At 41.5% G+C, this 18329-nt stretch carries 17 protein-coding genes and 1 pseudogene; 9 read left to right on the forward strand and 9 right to left on the reverse strand.

Translation table 11 applies throughout. The annotated features are described in order from the left end of the window. The first annotated feature begins 264 nt into the window (after positions 1-264). Entirely contained in the window at positions 265-1305 is a 1041-nt protein-coding gene (locus VB693_RS03510; protein ID WP_323265071.1) for a Gfo/Idh/MocA family oxidoreductase, read from the forward strand. A gap of 30 nt (positions 1306-1335) precedes the next feature. On the opposite strand, the gene VB693_RS03515 is transcribed toward VB693_RS03510, so the two are convergent. Beyond that, a complete protein-coding gene (locus VB693_RS03515) occupies positions 1336-3327 on the reverse strand; it encodes an ATP-binding protein (protein WP_323265072.1) in 1992 nt (663 codons plus the stop codon). A 393-nt stretch (positions 3328-3720) separates the two neighbouring features. Between VB693_RS03515 and VB693_RS03520 the strand changes: the two genes are divergently transcribed. From VB693_RS03520 to VB693_RS03530, 3 genes are all read left to right on the forward strand, one after another. Continuing rightward, entirely contained in the window at positions 3721-4413 is a 693-nt protein-coding gene (locus tag VB693_RS03520; RefSeq protein WP_190705296.1) for a RibD family protein, read from the forward strand. A 274-nt stretch (positions 4414-4687) separates the two neighbouring features. After that, complete coding sequence (locus tag VB693_RS03525; protein WP_323265121.1) at positions 4688-5866, forward strand: GNAT family N-acetyltransferase; 1179 nt, start codon at positions 4688-4690, stop codon at positions 5864-5866. Between the two features lie 91 nt (positions 5867-5957). Continuing rightward, entirely contained in the window at positions 5958-6341 is a 384-nt protein-coding gene (locus VB693_RS03530; RefSeq protein ID WP_323265073.1) for a DUF4346 domain-containing protein, read from the forward strand. Between the two features lie 149 nt (positions 6342-6490). On the opposite strand, the gene psb32 is transcribed toward VB693_RS03530, so the two are convergent. The 5 genes from psb32 to VB693_RS03555 form a co-directional block, all read right to left on the reverse strand. After that, the gene (gene psb32 / locus VB693_RS03535) at positions 6491-7228 is read right to left on the reverse strand and encodes a photosystem II repair protein Psb32 (RefSeq protein ID WP_323265074.1); all 738 of its coding nucleotides are present in this window, start codon (positions 7226-7228) and stop codon (positions 6491-6493) included. Positions 7229-7414: 186 nt separating this feature from the next. After that, on the reverse strand, positions 7415-7975 hold the full coding sequence (locus tag VB693_RS03540) for a nucleotidyltransferase family protein (RefSeq protein WP_323265075.1): 561 nt from the start codon (positions 7973-7975) through the stop codon (positions 7415-7417). Positions 7976-8274: 299 nt separating this feature from the next. After that, positions 8275-8415, reverse strand: a complete 141-nt coding sequence (locus tag VB693_RS03545; protein WP_323265076.1) for a hypothetical protein — start codon at positions 8413-8415, stop codon at positions 8275-8277. 44 nt (positions 8416-8459) lie between these two features. Next, positions 8460-8906, reverse strand: a complete 447-nt coding sequence (locus tag VB693_RS03550) for an HNH endonuclease (protein ID WP_323265077.1) — start codon at positions 8904-8906, stop codon at positions 8460-8462. Continuing rightward, positions 8903-9139 (reverse strand): hypothetical protein, encoded by a 237-nt coding sequence (locus VB693_RS03555; protein WP_323265078.1) that lies wholly within the window; start codon positions 9137-9139, stop codon positions 8903-8905. The genes VB693_RS03550 and VB693_RS03555 overlap by 4 nt, the downstream gene beginning before the upstream one ends. A gap of 125 nt (positions 9140-9264) precedes the next feature. Here VB693_RS03555 and VB693_RS03560 point away from each other — a divergent pair, with 125 nt between their 5' ends. Then, a complete protein-coding gene (locus VB693_RS03560; RefSeq protein ID WP_323265079.1) occupies positions 9265-10896 on the forward strand; it encodes a serine/threonine-protein kinase in 1632 nt (543 codons plus the stop codon). Positions 10897-10900: 4 nt separating this feature from the next. Beyond that, positions 10901-11596 carry a WD40 repeat domain-containing protein gene (locus VB693_RS03565; RefSeq protein ID WP_323265080.1) on the forward strand — a complete coding sequence of 232 codons (696 nt, stop codon included), beginning with the start codon at positions 10901-10903 and terminating at the stop codon, positions 11594-11596. Between the two features lie 287 nt (positions 11597-11883). Here VB693_RS03565 and VB693_RS03570 read toward each other — a convergent pair. The 3 genes and pseudogenes from VB693_RS03570 to VB693_RS03580 form a co-directional block, all read right to left on the reverse strand. After that, positions 11884-12102 (reverse strand): annotated as a pseudogene (locus tag VB693_RS03570) (hypothetical protein); the annotation flags it as partial. Continuing rightward, on the reverse strand, positions 12103-12927 hold the full coding sequence (locus VB693_RS03575; protein WP_323265081.1) for an SDR family NAD(P)-dependent oxidoreductase: 825 nt from the start codon (positions 12925-12927) through the stop codon (positions 12103-12105). 63 nt (positions 12928-12990) lie between these two features. After that, the gene (locus VB693_RS03580) at positions 12991-13968 is read right to left on the reverse strand and encodes an SDR family NAD(P)-dependent oxidoreductase (RefSeq protein WP_323265122.1); all 978 of its coding nucleotides are present in this window, start codon (positions 13966-13968) and stop codon (positions 12991-12993) included. Positions 13969-14574: 606 nt separating this feature from the next. Between VB693_RS03580 and VB693_RS03585 the strand changes: the two genes are divergently transcribed. The 3 genes from VB693_RS03585 to VB693_RS03595 are packed head-to-tail and all read left to right on the forward strand — an operon-like array spanning position 14575 to position 18283. After that, positions 14575-15192: a hypothetical protein gene (locus VB693_RS03585; RefSeq protein WP_323265082.1), complete on the forward strand. Its 618-nt coding sequence runs from the start codon at positions 14575-14577 to the stop codon at positions 15190-15192. Positions 15193-15210: 18 nt separating this feature from the next. Next, the gene (locus tag VB693_RS03590; protein ID WP_190705321.1) at positions 15211-15588 is read left to right on the forward strand and encodes a hypothetical protein; all 378 of its coding nucleotides are present in this window, start codon (positions 15211-15213) and stop codon (positions 15586-15588) included. Continuing rightward, the gene (locus VB693_RS03595; RefSeq protein ID WP_323265083.1) at positions 15536-18283 is read left to right on the forward strand and encodes a hypothetical protein; all 2748 of its coding nucleotides are present in this window, start codon (positions 15536-15538) and stop codon (positions 18281-18283) included. The genes VB693_RS03590 and VB693_RS03595 overlap by 53 nt, the downstream gene beginning before the upstream one ends. The last annotated feature ends 46 nt before the right edge of the window (positions 18284-18329 follow it).

The raw sequence follows: 18329 nt of genomic DNA on the forward strand, positions 1-18329 counted from the left end.
TCTTATGCTACCACAAAAGCATAAAGCCGTCCTATAAGGACGGGGTTTTCAACCCAAATTTTCGATAAATTTTGGATTGCCTCTAGTAGTCTATCAAGTTAGTTTTGAGGGTTCGTAGTAAGGACTTTAGTCCTGATTTTTCTAAGGACTAAAGTCCTTACTACGAACTTGCTTATGCCTCAATTCACATTTGATGACCTACTAGGGGTTGACGCTTGATAATTTACCAATGACTATTGACTAGTGACTATTGACTAATAACTCATGATTAACATTGCTGTTATTGGGGTTGGGCGTTGGGGAGTGCATTTACTGCGGAATTTTTTAGCACTACCTCAAGTTAATGTAGTGGCGGTAGTAGATCCGCACTCAGAAAGATTGGCGGTAATCAAACAGCAATTTAACTTAGATGAAAGTGTTGTATTAACGACCCAGTGGCAAGATTTACAGCAATTGTCAGGGTTAACAGCAGTTGCGATCGCCACTCCTGCTACTACCCATTATGCTTTAGTTAAAGATGCTCTCAACTGGGGTTATCACGTTTTAGCCGAAAAACCTTTAACTCTAGACCCAGTAGAATGCCAGGAACTTTGCCAACTGGCAGAGCAGAAGCAATTGATACTGATGGTTGACCACACTTATTTATTCCACCCAGCCGTTGAGGGCGGAAAAGCTGTAGTCCAAGCAGGTAAATTAGGTGATTTGCGTTACGGCTATGCAGCACGTACCCATTTAGGCCCTGTCCGCCAAGATGTCGATGCACTCTGGGATTTAGCCATTCATGATATTGCCATCTTCAACAACTGGTTAGGTCAACTACCCATCAGCGTACAGGCAACAGGTAAGGTATGGCTACAAGCTGAAGAAAGTAAGCAAACTAACACCTCACCATCAGGTTTAGCAGATTTAGTCTGGGTAACACTCTCCTACCCGAATGGTTTTCAAGCTTTTATTCATCTGTGCTGGTTAAATCCTGATAAACAGCGTCGGTTAGCCGTAGTAGGTAGCCTTGGTACTTTGGTCTTTGATGAAATGTCACCATCATCACCCTTAACTCTGTTACATGGTGAATTTGAACACCAGGGAAATCTCTTTTTACCAGTGAATCAAAATCAAGAAGTGCTGGAATTACAAAAAGGAGAACCCTTACAAAGAGTTTGCACTACATTTGTAACCAGTATCCTTCATAACGCCCCCCCAAAAGTGTCATCAGGTTGGGTAGGTACAGAGTTAGTCAAAATCCTCTCTGCACTCACAGAGTCTTTGCGTCAGAATGGTCAATCAATTGTCCTCAAAAATTTCTAACAAACTCCCCGCGCCCCTCTGCGTTTAATTTTATTTCTGGACTGGTTGGGGAGCTAATTGAGATTGATTAGACTTATAGATTCCATTACCGTTGAGAGGAGTCTGTTCTGGCTGCGTAACAGCAGAATTGTCAGAATTAACTGCCAAATTTTCTGAACTTTCTGGTGCTGGGGTAAGCTTTGATATCTCAATTAGAGGTAAAGTAATTTTCACCGACGTTCCCTTGTTTAGACCAGCACTTTCTAGGGTGATCGTACCGCCCATAAGTTCAATTAAGTTACGGGAAATTGCCAGACCCAAGCCTGTACCTTCATGTTTACGTGTGTTGTTTCCATCTACCATCACAAAGGGACGGAATAGCTTTTGTTGTTGCGCGGGTTCAATTCCTAAACCTGTATCTGTGATAGTGACGGTGACTTGAGATTTGCCACCAGTATTATGCAAAGATGTGGAAATTGTAATACCACCTTCATCGGTGAATTTAGTAGCGTTACCAATAATATTGATTAATACTTGTTTAAGTTTGGCTGCATCTGCCTTGACAGGAATTATTTCCGTACCTAAATTAGTTTTTAGCTGCAAACCTTTGTGTTGAACATTCACTGACTGCAAATTGATCACTTCCAGTAAGATTTGTCTAAAATCAAGCGGTTCTGTGACTACAGAGAGTTTACCTGCTTCAATTTTGGAAATATCTAGTAAATCATTAATAATTCCTAGCAAGTGGATAGCTGTCTCATCAGCACGTTCTAGAAATTCGAGTTCTTCTTCCCGACTATCACACATATCATCTTTAACAAAGCGGATAGAGTTGATAATAATGTTAAGTGGATTGCGTAATTCGTGGGAAGTTGTTGCTAAAAATTGACTTTTAATTTGGTTGGCGGTTTTTGCTTCTTTCCAAGCAGTTTCTATTTCTTCTGACCAAGCTTTTAGCCTATCAACCATTTGGTCTAGTGCTTGTGCTAGCTGATTAAATTCCCGGATTTTGAAGTTGTGGGGTATGGGGTTAGCGACGTGGTGGCTATGAATATTTAAGGCGTAGTCTCGTAATGTTTCTACAGGATTGGCTAGGTAAGGAGCTAAATATAAAGATGCCAGTAAGCTAGCACCAATTAAACCCACTGTTAACACAATCAAAATGAGTTTGATTTCTTCTAAACCTAATAGGGCATTATCTACGCTTGTGACAGCCAGCACTACCCATTTTTGTTGTTTCTGGATGGTGATGGGATCATTAATGGCTGTATAACCGACAACTAATTCTCTACCATCTCGAAAATACAAATTGATCGACTCTCTTTTACCTGCGATCGCATTTTTGAGAATACTTTTGAGTTGAGCTGCATCTCGGTGTTCTCTAATATTACTCCCCACCAAGTCCACTAATGGGTGTGCTAATATCGTCCCATCTTCAGCAATGACCAGGGTTGAACCAGTTAGCGACCCAGGTTTATTTTTAGTTTGTTGGTATAAAGCTGATTGTAAACTCAAAGCATACCGCAATTGCCCAGAGCCATTGTAAACAGGTGCTAAAAGAACTAATCCTAGTTGTTGGGTTTTTCTTTGACCAGTAGTTCCTGACTTTGGTGGAGGGATGGTTCTGATATCTACCCCGTTACTGGGGAAAGAGAGATTAATTGGCGTAATAGCTTGATTACCGCAGCTACTGGCAACGATGTTATCACTTTGTAAGTTAGTTAATTGTAAACACTCAACGTAGTTGGGTAATTCTTGTGTTAGCTGGGTGAGGAATTCTTGAATTTCCGTTGCTGACCCCGACTGGACAACCGTCGTGCGACTGGCAAGTGATAAATTAATTTTGAGATTAGCGATCGCATTTAAAATTTTCTCTCCTTTGATCACAGCACTGTCCGTCAGATTTTGACGAGCTGTGTTCAATAAGCTAGAACGTGCCTTATTCAAAGCCGCTATTTGGCCAATCAATAACACAGGCACAAACAGCAACAAAATTCTCGTTACTAAAATACGTCTAAAGGATGATTGACGGGGATTAGCCATCGAGCGCGTCTCACTTCACAACTGAAAAACCACAACAGTCTAGATATGCAACTAAACCAGCTAAAGGAGACATTTTATAAATTTACCCATATTTTATAATTAGCCCCCAAAGGTATCAAAGATTTAATCCACAAAAAGCAATGTGCTATACCAAAAATTGTAGTGGGTAGATGTGAGATGGACTTGTGCTGCATATTGATCAACTATCGCGGGGAAGAATTTAAAATGAAAAATTTTCAACAGCCATCTTGATGGCAGGCAGAATGTTTATGAGTTTTTAAATGTTTTTGTAACTGAGAACAAAACTATGCAAAAAATCTGAAATACGATATGATCCTATTCCTTAACTGCCTCCTGTCTTCAATAACACAATCAGACTAGCAACCCAACCTAATGGTGCAAAATCGTCCATATACGACAGTAATTTTAGCCATGAGTGCAGATGGCAAAATAGCAGATTTTAAGCGATCGCCTGCTCGATTTGGCTCAGATGTAGATAAAGCGCACCTAGAACAACAAATTGCTGCTGCTGATGCTGTGTTATTAGGTGCAGGCACTCTGTGCGCCTATGGTACAACACTGACAATATCACAACCGATACTTTTACAGCATCGACAACAAGAAGGTAAAACTAACCAGCCGATTCATATAGTCACTACACAGTCTGGCAACCTCAATCCGGAAATTAAATTTTTTCAGCAAGGAATTACACGCTGGTTGCTGACAACTACGGTAGGCGCACAATCTTGGCAAGGACGATCAGAATTTGACCAGATTTTAGTTTTTGAAACACCAACGGGAAAAATTGATCCTATTGCTGCCTTAAAATATTTAGCCTCTCTAGGTATAGCACGCTTGGCTGTTTTAGGTGGAGGAGCATTGGTAGCTTCTCTGCTGGAGTCAGATTTAATAGATGAATTATGGCTGACTGTTTGCCCTTTAATCTTAGGTGGTGTAAATGCACCGACACCAGTAGACGGTCAAGGGTTTATGTCACAGTTAGCTCCTCGGTTGGAACTTTTAGAAGTTAAAACAATAAACCAAGAAGTTTTTCTCCATTATCGTCTGCAACAACCAATAGATTAGATTACGCTATTCATTGGGTATCAGGGAAAAGGCGAAAGGGTAAGGATTATGCTTTCCCCAATTCCCAGCCTTATCAATTTTGGATTTGCAATGAGTGGATTTTAGATTATTCAATCCAAAATCCGTCTTGAAAAGTTGAGCCACTGCGTTGGACGGGTTTCCCGGCTTGTAGCAAGTGGCGTTCCTAGGTTGGGAAACCCGCCTACAGAACTTTCCGCAAAATCTAAAATTCCCAGTCCCCAGTCCCCAATCCCCAATACTTAATCCCCTAACAATGGTAGAACAACTCAAGCCGCGTTATTCTAGCGTTTGGATCAACAAAGTGGCTGAAGTACCCCAAGATGCCTGGGATGCTTTAGCTTTACCCCTCAAAACTCCTTTTTTAGAGTGGGATTGGTTGCATAATCTGGAAAATTCCCAGAGTGCTACAGCTAAAACTGGCTGGCTACCAAATCACTTGACTTTATGGCGAGACAAAACGCTGATTGCTGTTGCTGTGTTATATCTCAAAGGTCATAGTTATGGCGAATTTATCTTTGATCAGCAGTGGGCAGAGTTAGCGGAACGCATCGGGGTGCAATATTACCCGAAACTTTTGGGGATGACTCCATTTACTCCAGCTGAAGGTTATCGGTTTTTAATTGCACCTGGGGAAGATGAGCAGGAAATTACAGCGATGATGGTACATGAAATTGATGATTTTTGTCTCAAAAATCATATTTCAGGCTGTCATTTTCTCTATGTTGACCCCGATTGGCAACCGATTTTGGCACAAACAGGTTTTACCCCTTGGTTACACCATAGTTATATTTGGGAAAATTTAGGATTTCAGAGTTTTGATGATTACTTGTTGGGTTTTAATGCTAACCAGCGTCGTAATATCAAGCGAGAACGCAAGGCTGTAGAAAAAGTAGGTTTAAAACTACAACCACTAACTGGGGATGATATTCCTAAATCTTTGTTTCCTTTGATGTACCAGTTTTATGCTGACACTTGTGATAAGTTTGGCTGGTGGGGTAGCAAGTATTTAACCAAACAGTTTTTTGAGCAGTTACACAATAATTATCGTCATCGAGTTGTATTTTTTGCTGCCTATAGCGAACAAGATGAACGTCAACCGGTGGGTATGTCTTTTTGCTTGTTTAAAGACGATAGATTATACGGTCGCTATTGGGGAAGTTTTCAAGAAATCGATTGCTTACACTTTGATGCTTGTTATTATGCACCGATTGAATGGGCGATCGCTAACGGCATCCAATCATTTGATCCCGGTGCTGGCGGACGACATAAAAAACGTCGCGGGTTTCCTGCTGCGCCTAATTACAGTCTGCATCGCTTCTATAATAGTCGTCTATCACAAATCTTACTTCCCTACATTAAGGAAGTAAATCAACTCGAACAGCAAGAAATTGAGGCGATTAATGCAGAGTTACCTTTTAGTAAACAAGAGTAGTTGATATTTGGTAAATGATAGCTGAGAAAGATTTACACTTGATATGGAGTGTAAAAACCTTGAATAAATAAATTTAATTTTGAGAACGTTTATGGATTTGATACTGGAAAATTTGGCGGCTATTGATAATAGACTTTCTCAGCGTCACATCGAGCTTGATCCTGATGGATATTTCATTATCTATTTGGATCGAGCAGAGGGTTTAATTTATGCTAAACATTTTACAAATGTCATTGATGACCGTGGTTTAGCCGTAGATCCAGAAACAGGAAAAGTTATTCCTGCTAAGGGTAAAGTAGAACGCACCCACACAACAGTATTTAGCGGTAGAACAGCTAAAGAACTATCCGTTAGGATTTTTGAGGAAACTCAGCCCTGTCCTGTAAGTCAGCTAGACCACGCAGCTTATTTGGGTCGTGAATTTGTCCGCGCTGAAGTAGCTTTAGTCGCAGGGCAAGAGTATATCCAAGATTAAGGATATGGGGTGATTCAATGAGTGGATTTTGGATTTACGATTTTGGAATCAGTTTCAATCTAAAATCCGTCTTGAAAAGTTTCCTACGGCGGGAAACCCGCCTACAGAACTTTCCGCAAAATCTAAAATTTCCATTTCCCACTCCCTAATTACCCTTCCGATGATGGTTGAACTGCCAAATATATATAGTAAGTCGCCATGGGAATAATAGTGGCAGCGATTAAAAGTCCGACTACCCAAGCAGTGGCGTTGCCTTTGTCAGTTTCTTCCGCTTTTTTGAAAGTGCCTTCTACCTGTACTTTGTCAACGATTTCGGGAGGGCCGGGATCAGCTTGACCAGAGAGAACCGCAACTAGGCGATCGCTCGTATCCAAAAATGCCTGATTATATTTATTACCATCCCGTAAGGGTGCAGCTAATGTTTCATCAGCCACACTCTTAGCAGTATCATCTGTTAGCAGAGATTTGACTTGATCCCCAGAAATAATTGCAGTGCCGTTAGTAACTGTATCCAGCACTAACAAAATTTGATTTGCTTTAGCTTCCTCAGTAGGAAACCATTGGTCAAATAGTGCCTTAGCAAAGCTTTCTGGGGTTTCCCCATAATCTAAGCGGCGAATTATCACAAATCTGACTTCATTACCTGTTTGCTTTGCCAATTCCTCGAAGGTTTTGCTAATCTGACCTTCGTTGATACGGCTGATAACTTCACTTTGATCTACAACCCAGGTAGAATCTCCTGGTGTGAGGTTGGGTATCTGATATACACCTGTCGCTAATGCAGAGGTGGTAAATAGCGAAGAAGCTAGAATCACCGTCAGCAAAGGTAAAATCAGCCGGATGAGAAGTTTTTTCATCCTAAAAACTTGGTTGAGGAGCTGTTCCATTTGATGATCCTATAATACCGACTAGCATCAAAAATACTATACAACTAATGTCAAAATCTCTTCTTGCATCGATTTATATGGCTTAATCAGGTTTTGATACGAATTACGTAAAGCCTGCGGCATAGCTGCGCTTAGAGCGTAGCGGGGGGGAGCATCGTTACGTTAGCGGAGCGGGACGTTAGTCCATTACGAATTAATCAAATGCGGACACTTAGCTAAAAACGTAGATGCTTTATTGTGAGCATCAGGATCATCAATATGTGCTGGTGTCGGTCGAATTATGCCATTAAATAAATCATCAAATCCGTAGGGGGCAAAAAATTCCCATTCCCCTTGAGGATTTAACCTCACACCCACAGCCGTTGCCGTGTGTAACCAATCTTGAATCCCATCCTCTGTACTAGTGTAGGGACGGCGGCCAGAACGCCAACGGGCGAAACTAGCTTGATTTTTGACATCAAACTCATAATCAGGAAACTGTTGTGTCAAGCTGGTTTTAGCGGCTAATTCTTGGGTGCGATCGCCTGTTTGATCAAAGAAAGCAATATCAAAATCTTTAATAAATAACCCACATTCCTCTCCAAAGATGGAACGCCAAACAGTATTTCTCACCGCACCCCCAGCTAACCACCAATTGGGGAGATGTAATTGAGCGATGTGCTTCGCCCCGCCGTAGGCTATCGCAGGTAATACTTTACCAACAGGTGTATCAGCCAAAATCATTTGTAAGCGAGTTTGATGATCCATAAGTTAGACGTGGAATGGTAGGGGTGAAAAGGCGATGGCGTACCCGCCCACCGGAGGCGATGGCGTACCCGCCCACCGGAGGTGATCGCAATGACGATGTATATTTAACGTAAATTCGATGACCTTTCCCTCTCCTGCGAGGAACTACGGTGTACACATTAGCGTAGTCTACAAGGCAAAGGGAAGAACAACAAAGCAAAATTACGCTTCTTACTCCCCTCTCCGCATCGGAGAGGGGTTGGGGGAGAGGTCAAAAATACTTGCATAACGCACATTATATTTAATAGTGCATGACCATATCACACTCGTAAATGAGCCTTAGCCGCTTCTGTGATAATGCGTTTTAAATCTGCGGGTTTTTGTTGGGTGAACTCAATGTTTAAGTTAGTACCATCTCGTTCAGAACGTTGTTTGGTCACGCGCTGAACGACTAGCAGCACAACTACGCGCCGCCGGAATTGAGCCGCAAGATTAGACTTATCGCCTATTGTCGTGGATCTTCTGGTGGAGGATGAAAACCTGCTTTTATCCAAAGTTGTCGAGATTTTTGAATGAAGCGATCGCTACGACGTTGATCATTTAAATCTAATCTATTACAAGTTGCCCGACCTGTAGATGTAATACCAATAACTTTTGTAGCGTCTGCTGACCAAATAAAGTGTTCAGACCATTTTTGCTGACGGGGATTAAATAAGGCTACTTCCTGGTTAGTTTCTGCGTCAATTCCCACCGTAAAATTATAATGACGTTCGTTACAGCGACGACAAGCTAGAGCTAAATTATCCACATCATCAGAACCACCTAAAGATTGTGGATAAATATGATCGATTGTCAGAGGAGAAGTGCTTAATAATTCGGAATAATGGCAGTATTCACAACGGAAACCAGCACGTTTACGGATAAACTCTTGGATATGATTAGGAATTGTCATATCTGAGATGCAATGATGGCATTGATGTAGCTAAAAATTTCGTCTAATTCCCCAATCGCTTCTAGTTCAGCCGCTTCTTCTGGTGTGAGAGAGTCTGCTTTTTTTCTCTCTAGCAATTCTTGCATCCGCAAACCCAATTCGTCTGTAAATTTAAACAGATTCAAATTATTGACTTTTTCGACTCGGATACCAGTCGTTAGCCAAGATGAAGGTTTAACTACTGCTGGTGTCATAATTTTATGGCGATTGAATATATTGCTATTGTAAGCTTCATCCCTAGCACCTTAAATCTTTCTGGCTACAAGAGTAAGTTTTGCCTATGCCACAATAAAATATCAGTAAAACTACGGTTTGACCTATGGTGTGGAATCCAGGGCGGCAGTTATTTGGCAGGCGTTACATAATTGAGAGAAAATTGGGTGAAGGTGGAATTGGTATCACTTACCTAGCGAAAAATAAACAGGGTAAGTTGCGGGTAATTAAAACCCTGCGGGAAGAAATACTCAATAATCCAGCTTGGAGACCGCATCAAAGTAAACTCAAACAAGACTTTAAAGAAGAAGCATTACGTCTGGCTTTATGTCGCCATCCCCACATTGTAGAAGTAGAGAATGTTTTTGATGATGGTGACTTACCCTGCATGGCGATGGAATACATCGAAGGGGAAGATTTAGGTAAGCGAATAACCCAAAAGGGAGCATTACCAGAAGCAGAAGCACTGCAATATATTCAGCAAATTGGCGATGCTTTGATACTAGTTCACGACAAAGGCTTGCTGCATCGAGATTTAAAGCCCGGTAACATTATGATGCGTGCGGGTAAGCCAGAAGCGGTGCTGATTGATTTTGGACTGGCTAGACAATTTATTTCTGGTACAGTGCAACAACATACACAAAGCTTTACCCCTGGTTATGCACCACCAGAACAGTATGCACCCATAGAAGAACGGGGAGAATATATTGATGTTTACGCCTTAGCCGCGACGTTATATTCTTTAGTGACTGGACAGTTACCTATGCCAGCACCAGCTAGACTACAAAATTTTACCCTGCAACCACCAAAGGATTTAAACCCCAGTGTTAGCGACAGGGTGAATGAGGCAATTATGCGGGGAATGGCGTTAAATTATCAGTTTCGCCCCCAGTCGGTGCAGGAGTGGTTGGATTTGTTGGGTGCGGGGATAGTAGCACCAACACAAGCAGTAACATCTCTTCTTCAAACACCACCATCTTGGGAATGCGCCCACATCATCCCAGGTATTTCTGGGAGAATCGCCCTTAGCCCCAAAGAAGATATCTTAGCAAGTGTAGCTGGTAGAGTTATTCACTTATTCTCATCAACTACAGGTGAACTTCTCCGCACCCTCATTGGTCATTCTCACTTGGTTAATTCTGTAGCCATCAGCAGTGATGGGCAATTCTTGGCTAGTGGTAGTAGGGACAAAACGATCAAACTGTGGGATGTGACTACAGGAACAGAAATTCTCACTCTCACTGGTCATTCTGATTGGGTTAGTTGCATCGCCATCAGCAGTGATGGGCAAATTCTGGCTACTGGTAGTCTTGACAACACTATCAAACTGTGGGCTATGGAAACGGGGAAAGAAATTCGCACCCTTACTGGTCTTTCCTATGGGGTTCAATCCATCGCCATCAGTAAAGATGGGCGAATTCTGGCTAATGATATTTTAAAGGGAACTATTAAACTGTGGGATGTGACCACAGGAACAGAAATTATTACTCTCACTGGTCATTCTCGATGGGTTAAATCCATCGCTATCAGTAGTAATGGGCAAATTCTGGCTAGTGACGGTAACACTATTAAACTGTGGGATATGGCGACAGGAACAGAAATTCGGACTCTCACTGGTCATTCTCACTGGGTTAATTCCATAGCCATCAGTAGTAATGGACAAATTCTTGCTAGTGGGGACAACACTATCAAACTGTGGGATATGTCGTACTCTTACTGGCCATTCGGAATCGGTTAGTTGCATGGCCATCAGTAGTGATGGACAAATTCTGGCTAGTTGTAGTGACGACACTATCAAACTGTGGGATATGGCAACAGGGAAAGAAATTCTTACTCTTACTGGTCATTCGGAATCGGTTAGTTGCATGGCCATCAGTAGTGATGGGCAAATTCTGGCTAGTTGTAGTTACAAAACTATCAAATTATGGTCAATAGCAACAGGTAAAGAAATTCGCACTCTCACAGGCCATTCTTGCTGGGTTAATTCCATCGCCATCAGCATTGATGGGCAAATTCTAGCTAGTTGTAGTTATAAAACTATCAAATTGTGGTCAATGGCAACAGGGAGAGCAATTCGCACTCTCACTGATCATTCCGACTCGGTTAATTTTATCGCCATCAGTAATAACGGGCAAATTCTGGCTAGTTGTAGTGACAACAACACTATCAAGTTGTGGGATGTGGCAACAGGAACAGAAATTTGCACTCTCGCTGGTCATTCTGAATCGGTTAGTTCCATCTCGTTTAGTAGTGATGGGCAAATGCTGGCTAGTGGTAGTGACGACAGGACTATCAAACTTTGGGAAGTGACAACAGGTAGAAAAATTTGCACTCTCAGTCATTTTGACTCAGTTTGTTCCGTCGCCTTTAGCCGCGATCGCAATTGGCTGGCGGCTGGAGATAAGAGTGGAAACATCAAAATATGGCGACGCAGCTAGTTTGGCGATCGCAGCATCAGACTTAACATTTTAACCCTCGACTGTTTAGTTCTAAACACAAAAATTTTCACTTGAAACGAAAACATTCTCACTTCAAACCCCAAAGTTCTCATTTCAACCAAAAACATTCTCACTTAAAACGAAAACGTTCTCATTTAAAACAAGAACGTTCTCACTTACAACAACAAAATTTTAGTTCTGAACTCGGAGTTTTTCACTTTAAACTAAAACATCCAAGCGCAGAAGCTCAAACTTTATGTTTTCTGCTAAAGTCGCCAAGTTAATTTCTAAACTGAGGACGCTTGTGGCTGCACTTTTTGAGATTTCCGCGCAAATCTTCGTCCTAAATCATCAACCATTGAATCTAAACCAGCACCTTTCCCACTGGCTTTAGCATAGTTATAAACCATCAACCCCGCAGTATAAGCTTCACTGCCCACAGCTACAGATGTATCATCCACCAATTCTTGCAGTTGTGTCAACGACAGCAGAATGAGATATAACGCTTATTTGCTCTGACCACTTTTTAACCTCCTCCCAGACCTAGCAGTAATCCAATCAAGTAACTGGGGAAAATATCTTTTGAGCAGATGGACACGTTGAGCAGTCTTATCTGGAAATACGTGCAGTTGATTGCGAACGATTCCTTGGATTGTCTCACGCATGACATCGGCTGGATTTGTCACCAAATCTTCTGGAAAACCCTGAAATTCTTTTGCCAGAGTTCCATACCGTTCTGACTTCAGAATCGGGGTACGGCTAAAGAAAGGATAAACGGCTGTTACTTTGACATTGTAGTCTTTGACTTCGTTAAACAGCCCCTCACTGAAACCACGCAAGCCAAACTTGCTAGCTGCATAATGAGCCATCCCACCAAATGCTGTCCACCCCGCTAAGGAAGAAATATTCACAATATGACCCTGTTGACGAGCAATCATATCAGCCGCAAATAAGGCACTTAACCGCATTGGTGCTAGTAGATTTACTTGTATAATGCGTTCCCATTTCTCACTCGGAATTTCATCCATGCGGCCAAATAAGCCAATCCCAGCATTGTTAATTAAAATATCAACGGGGATATTTAGTGCTTTTACTTGACGATAAAGGGTTTCACATCCCTCCCGTGTAACCAAATCAGCACTCAGACAAGCTAGGACTTCACCTGTTTTGACTTCTTGTACAATTTCTGCGACTCGCTCACGCAAGACAGTTTCGTTTGTATTCGTTAAAATCAGTCGGCTACCAGCCTCTAATAACTGTCGGGTTAGTTCCAGTCCGAACCCACCAGATGCACCAGTAATCAGAACAACTGCCTTGGATAGTTGAGTCAAGTCGCTTCGCTCCAATTAAAAATTAAAAATTAAAAATTAAAAATGCAAAATTCAAAATTCAGATTAAATCTTAGGGGATTTGAGGACGCTTAACAGTAAGAGTGACCAAGGTACTTTGATATCAGGGATGAGCCAGGAATGTTTTCTGAGGCTAGCTAGGGCAGAAGGGATGAGAAATCGTAGTGAACGTAGGGATGCAGGTAGGTTGCCATCTTGATCTACGATTCTGTATTGTTGAGCTAATTCGGCGACAATCTGTACGCGTCCTGTACGGCGGATGATGTTTGGTTCTGTAGCTAATTTAGCTATTACGCGTCCTGTGAATAAGGGAGTTTCCCAGTTGTATCGTTCACTGATGACTGAGGTTGTTTGATTATTGGTATTTTGCTCCGCCATTTCTGAGGCGAGTTGGGAAAAGAGTTCTGTACCCACGATTCCCGGCCAGATGGAAATAGCAGTAATATTGTATGGTTTTAACTCTACAGCCATATCAGATGTGAGGCGATCGCAGCCAGCTTTCCCAGCACCATAAGCTGCACCAAATATATAGGACAGACCACCCCAAGAGGAAATATTACAAATCAGCCCCTGTTTTTGCTTGGCCATGATGCGACTAGCAAATACACTGGCTATATAATGGCTACGCAGACCAACATTGTTACAAGCATCCCACAGACTCGCTTCACATTCCCAAAAGGGTTTACCTTGAGCATCCGTTAATGCCGGGACTCCTGCATAAACGTTATTCACCAGTAGGTCGAGTTTTCCCTGCTGCTCATCTTCGATACGCTCAAATAGTAGGCGCACCTGCTCATCATCGCTGTGGTCTACCTGCACGGGAATACATACGCCACCTGCTTGTTCTACGGCTAATTGCGTCTCACTCAGACTACCTGCAATATCATCGCTAGAGTTAGGGTTTAACCTGCGTCCTGTAATATATACAGTCGCTCCTGCTTCACCAAGTGCGATCGCAATTCCCTTACCAATACCCCGTGTCGCACCTGTGACTAACGCCACTTTTCCCTCAAGGTGTTTCAGACTAGACATTTTGCCACCTATCCATTAACCTAGTGCAAAGGTTATCAGCAAAGCGATCGCCATAGATACCAAAATTTAAGCAATCACATACTTAACCGCAGCTTTTGACCTATATGATGCGTCAATAGTGTCAAATCCGCTTATCACAAGCAAATCTATACCTGTACTAGTGAGAAAAGAGGAGTGATTCTATATTTAGTGTATTTACGCCAACATTAATGATACTCATAGCTAATTGTAGCATTAATTGATCAGCTTATCGAAAAAGCTTTTATTAAAAATTGACATTTATGCCAAATAGAATTGATCTCATCGTTCATGAATTAGCCCAAATTTTCAGACTGGTTACTTACTCTTGGCGCATCATCATAGTCTAATCAATCGACAGGAATTATAAAACCTGGAATTGGATACTAGCAAAAACTTTTATTTAATGCAATGTTAAGATGCAGTTAACTAAATTTTAACAATAGTTAATAAAGGGATGGATATTCTAAGTAAGGAGCTATGAATTTTTGAATAACGAGTGTTATATCATGTTAAATTATCAAAGTTTCAATATCACAACGAACCTATATTTGCAGCAATTAGCAAGGACATTGGTAAATGCCTAAGCAGAGTCTTCATACCCGAAATATTGATCGATTTTTAACAACTAACCTAGTACAAGTTACTGACAAATTTAGAAAAATTTTAAAATTTTGGTGGCTAACATTAATTGAATCAGTGCCGTTTTTGTTAGCTTGTGCTGTATTTTTAAGCGTAGTTAGCTTAAAAAGCCCTTTCTTGCTGTTTTGTTTGTTGGCTGGTAGTTTAATCGTCATAGTAATTCAACAAATTGGGCAACAGTCACATCTACCAAAACGTTGGTTGATCATCTGTCAGATTTTAGCTGTAGCTATGATCATGAGCCTGTTTTGGTTAGATTATTTTGCCGCTCCGGCTCAAGCACAATTTTTTAAACGAGCGGAAGATTTTTTTAGAACTACATTAACCGAGGGAGCATCAAGCAATAATAATAGCCAAGCCGCAGTTAGTTTAATCTTCAATGTGTTACGTGCCATTTATTTACTGTATATAGCTGTAGCTTTAATTGGTGTCATCAACGCAGTTCGTAAAGATGAAGACTGGCAAAGTATAGCTAGAACTCCTCTATTAGTTGTTGTGGCTGTGACTGTTGCAGATGTTCTCACAGGATTTATCATTGGTGATGGTAATAAATGAAATAAACTATAGTTAGTTATGTCTGAGGAACGACAGCAAGATTTTCGCCCAGTCAATCAGATTCTAGGCTCTCAGCCATCCTTAGGCCCTATTCCTGCCGATCAAATATTTCCTTGGACAGTAATTGTTCTAGCATCATACTTTATCATCAATGGAATTTTTGGGGGATTATTCCAAGATGACTTTCAACGATGGTTATGGACTGCATTAATTGCTGGTTGGGGAATAGCAACTTGGTGGATATTAAGTGGTGGTAGGAGTTGGCGTTTTTTAAGTAAATTCATCGGAGTTCCCACTTGGACAAGAGGCTTTGCTCGTTATCAAAGCTTGTTAGAAGTTAACCATGAAGCAAAAAATCGGAAAACAAAGCGTCGGTATCGCCGGACAAGAAACTAGATTAACGCCTTTTGAAGATGCGTTACATTTGTCAACCATGCTACGCATTTTATTAGATGGGCGTGATGTTGGCGCATATATTTTAACTAAAGGAACTCAAAAAGATAGATTCTGCTTTGTTTTTGGTTTTGAATGTCGAGGTATCCACACCACCCTCAGAAGTGAACAAATAGACACGATTTTTAACAATATTGAATCTGGATTAAAAGATATTCCCGAAGGGGAAAGAATGACATTGCACATGGGATCTTTTAGTTCTGATGAACAGCGACAAACAGAACTGACAGACTTAATTAAATCTGCAAGTTCGCGGGATATTAAATATTTATTGATGGCAGAAAGAGCCAGAATCAAAGAACTGACTAACGCGGGACTGCGTAAGCCAAAATTTCTCAAAATTTATGTGACATACACCATTGAACCAAATTCCACCAATGCAAATGATTGGATTGAAAAGCTATTAGGTCAAGCTGAAGGTTGGTGGTTAAAATTTAAGGGTGATCTTGCAGATATTGAAAACCAACGGATAGAAACAGTCATTATTAAAGCTTACCAACAAGGGTTTTGTCGTTGGGAACAATTGTTATCTAACAAAATGGGTTTGGATATTAAACCTCTGAATGCGGGAGAACTTTGGGAACATATTTGGCGGCGGTTTAACAATACCCAAGCAATACCAATTCCCCAGTTAGTTAACTTAGATGAAAACGGACTGCACGAAGAAGTCTCTTCAGATTTACCTAGTACAAAATTGCTGATGGAGAATATCCACAGTACAACCATGCTGATGGATTCTAGCGTACCTTGTGCCGATCGCAGATGGGTAAATGTCAACAATAAATATATTGGGGCGTTGACTTTCTTAGAAAAACCCGGTGGTTGGCCGAATAAATTTGCACAACTGCGGTATTTATGGGAACTACTCGCCAGAGAAACAATAGTAGATACAGAAATTGTTTGTGAACTAACAGCAGCAAATCCAGCTTTGGTCAAAACTACCTTGCAGCGAGTGCTGAAGCAGTCAAATATGACAGCAATGATGGCGCAAGAAAAGAGTAGAACTATTGATGTAAATGCCCAATTAAAGTTAAAAAAATCCGTTGCAGCCCAAGAACAATTATATGAAGGTGCAGTTCCCATTTATACGGGAGTAGCGATTTTTGTCCATCGTCCCACAGTGGAAAAATTAGACGAGGCGACAAGATATATTGAAAACTGTTTCCAACGTCCAGCCCAGGTAGTAAGAGAAATAGAATATGCCTGGAAGATTTGGTTACAGTCTCTACCCATAGTTTGGGAAGGTTTATTAGTCAAACCTTTTAACCGTCGTCAGTTGTATTTAACTAGTGAAGTCGCGGGGTTAATGCCTTTAGTATTAACCAAAGCTGGGGATAAACAAGGCTTTGAATTAATAGCAGAAGAAGGCGGTACACCGATACATCTAGACTTATTTAATCAGCACAAAAATTTAGCTTTATTTGCTACCACCCGTGCAGGTAAATCGGTGTTAGTTTCGGGAATTTTAACTCAAGCCTTGGCGCACGGTATTCCTGTAGTTGCCTTAGACTTCCCCAAACCAGACGGCACATCAACTTTTACCGACTATACCGAGTTCATGGGAGGGAACGGGGCTTACTTTGATATTTCTAAACAATCCAATAACTTATTTGAGCAACCAGACTTGCGATCGCTCGATCCTGAACAACAACGCGATCGCCTGCTCGATTATACCGCCTTTTTAGAATCAGCCCTAATGACAATGATATTAGGGTCATCCAGCGATAATCAACTCCTCACCCAAACCGTGCGTTCTCTAATTAACTTAGCGTTAACTGCCTTTTTTGCTGATAGAGGCATTCAAGAACGCTATCGCATGGCCATAGAAGCAGGCTTCGGTTCTCTAGCTTGGCAAAAAACCCCTACCCTCAAAGACTTTTTGTCTTTCTGTTCCCCCGAACATCTGCGACTAGATGCTGTCAGTGGCAGAGTTGAAGATGCACTCAGTCAAATTCACCTCCGGTTAAGATTTTGGCTATCTAGCCGTGTCGGACAAGCCATCTCTGCACCATCCAGCTTTCCTACCGATGCACAACTATTGGTATTTGCACTACGAAACCTCTCTGATAACGAAGATGCGGCTGTACTCTCTTTGAGTGCCTACTCCGCCGCCTTACGCCGCGCCTTAAGTAGTCCAGCTTCCATATTCTTTATTGATGAAGCCCCAATTTTATTTGAATTTGACCAAATTTCTGACTTAGTGGGCAGAATGTGCGCTAACGGTGCAAAAGCCGGGATTAGAGTCATTTTATCAGCCCAAGACCCCGATACCATCGCCAAATCTAGAGCCGCCTCCAAGATTTTACAAAACCTCTCCACCCGATTAATTGGGCGGATTCAACCAGTTGCCGTAGATAGTTTTGTCAGCATCTTAAAATATCCCCGCGAAATTATTTCCCGCAACGCCACCGAAAGCTTTTTCCCACGCAAAGAAGGAGTATATAGTCAATGGCTGCTAGACGATAACGGTATCCCTACCTTCTGTCGTTACTATCCCGGTTATGAACAATTGGCAGTAGTCGCCAACAATCCCAATGAACAAACGGCACGTCAACAGGCAATGCAAACTTATAGCAATAAATATGAAGCAATTTCTATATTTGCCCGGCAGTTAGTGGCTTCGTTGCGGGGTAGTTAGTCGTATCGATTCAGATTGTCGAGAAATATAAGTATGTAACTCAGAG

It is taken from the genome of Anabaena sp. UHCC 0399 (assembly GCF_034931465.1).
GTDB lineage: Bacteria > Cyanobacteriota > Cyanobacteriia > Cyanobacteriales > Nostocaceae > Trichormus > Trichormus minutissimus.

What these genes read in the sequence shown, in the direction of transcription:
- VB693_RS03510 (WP_323265071.1), top strand. Translation starts at nt 265, where the DNA reads ATGATTAACATTGCTGTTATTGGGGTTGGGCGTTGGGGAGTGCATTTA.
- VB693_RS03515 (WP_323265072.1), bottom strand. Translation starts at nt 3,327, where the DNA reads ATGGCTAATCCCCGTCAATCATCCTTTAGACGTATTTTAGTAACGAGA.
- VB693_RS03520 (WP_190705296.1), top strand. Translation starts at nt 3,721, where the DNA reads ATGGTGCAAAATCGTCCATATACGACAGTAATTTTAGCCATGAGTGCA.
- VB693_RS03525 (WP_323265121.1), top strand. Translation starts at nt 4,688, where the DNA reads ATGGTAGAACAACTCAAGCCGCGTTATTCTAGCGTTTGGATCAACAAA.
- VB693_RS03530 (WP_323265073.1), top strand. Translation starts at nt 5,958, where the DNA reads ATGGATTTGATACTGGAAAATTTGGCGGCTATTGATAATAGACTTTCT.
- psb32 (WP_323265074.1), bottom strand. Translation starts at nt 7,228, where the DNA reads ATGGAACAGCTCCTCAACCAAGTTTTTAGGATGAAAAAACTTCTCATC.
- VB693_RS03540 (WP_323265075.1), bottom strand. Translation starts at nt 7,975, where the DNA reads ATGGATCATCAAACTCGCTTACAAATGATTTTGGCTGATACACCTGTT.
- VB693_RS03550 (WP_323265077.1), bottom strand. Translation starts at nt 8,906, where the DNA reads ATGACAATTCCTAATCATATCCAAGAGTTTATCCGTAAACGTGCTGGT.
- VB693_RS03555 (WP_323265078.1), bottom strand. Translation starts at nt 9,139, where the DNA reads ATGACACCAGCAGTAGTTAAACCTTCATCTTGGCTAACGACTGGTATC.
- VB693_RS03560 (WP_323265079.1), top strand. Translation starts at nt 9,265, where the DNA reads ATGGTGTGGAATCCAGGGCGGCAGTTATTTGGCAGGCGTTACATAATT.
- VB693_RS03565 (WP_323265080.1), top strand. Translation starts at nt 10,901, where the DNA reads ATGGCCATCAGTAGTGATGGACAAATTCTGGCTAGTTGTAGTGACGAC.
- VB693_RS03585 (WP_323265082.1), top strand. Translation starts at nt 14,575, where the DNA reads ATGCCTAAGCAGAGTCTTCATACCCGAAATATTGATCGATTTTTAACA.
- VB693_RS03590 (WP_190705321.1), top strand. Translation starts at nt 15,211, where the DNA reads ATGTCTGAGGAACGACAGCAAGATTTTCGCCCAGTCAATCAGATTCTA.
- VB693_RS03595 (WP_323265083.1), top strand. Translation starts at nt 15,536, where the DNA reads ATGAAGCAAAAAATCGGAAAACAAAGCGTCGGTATCGCCGGACAAGAA.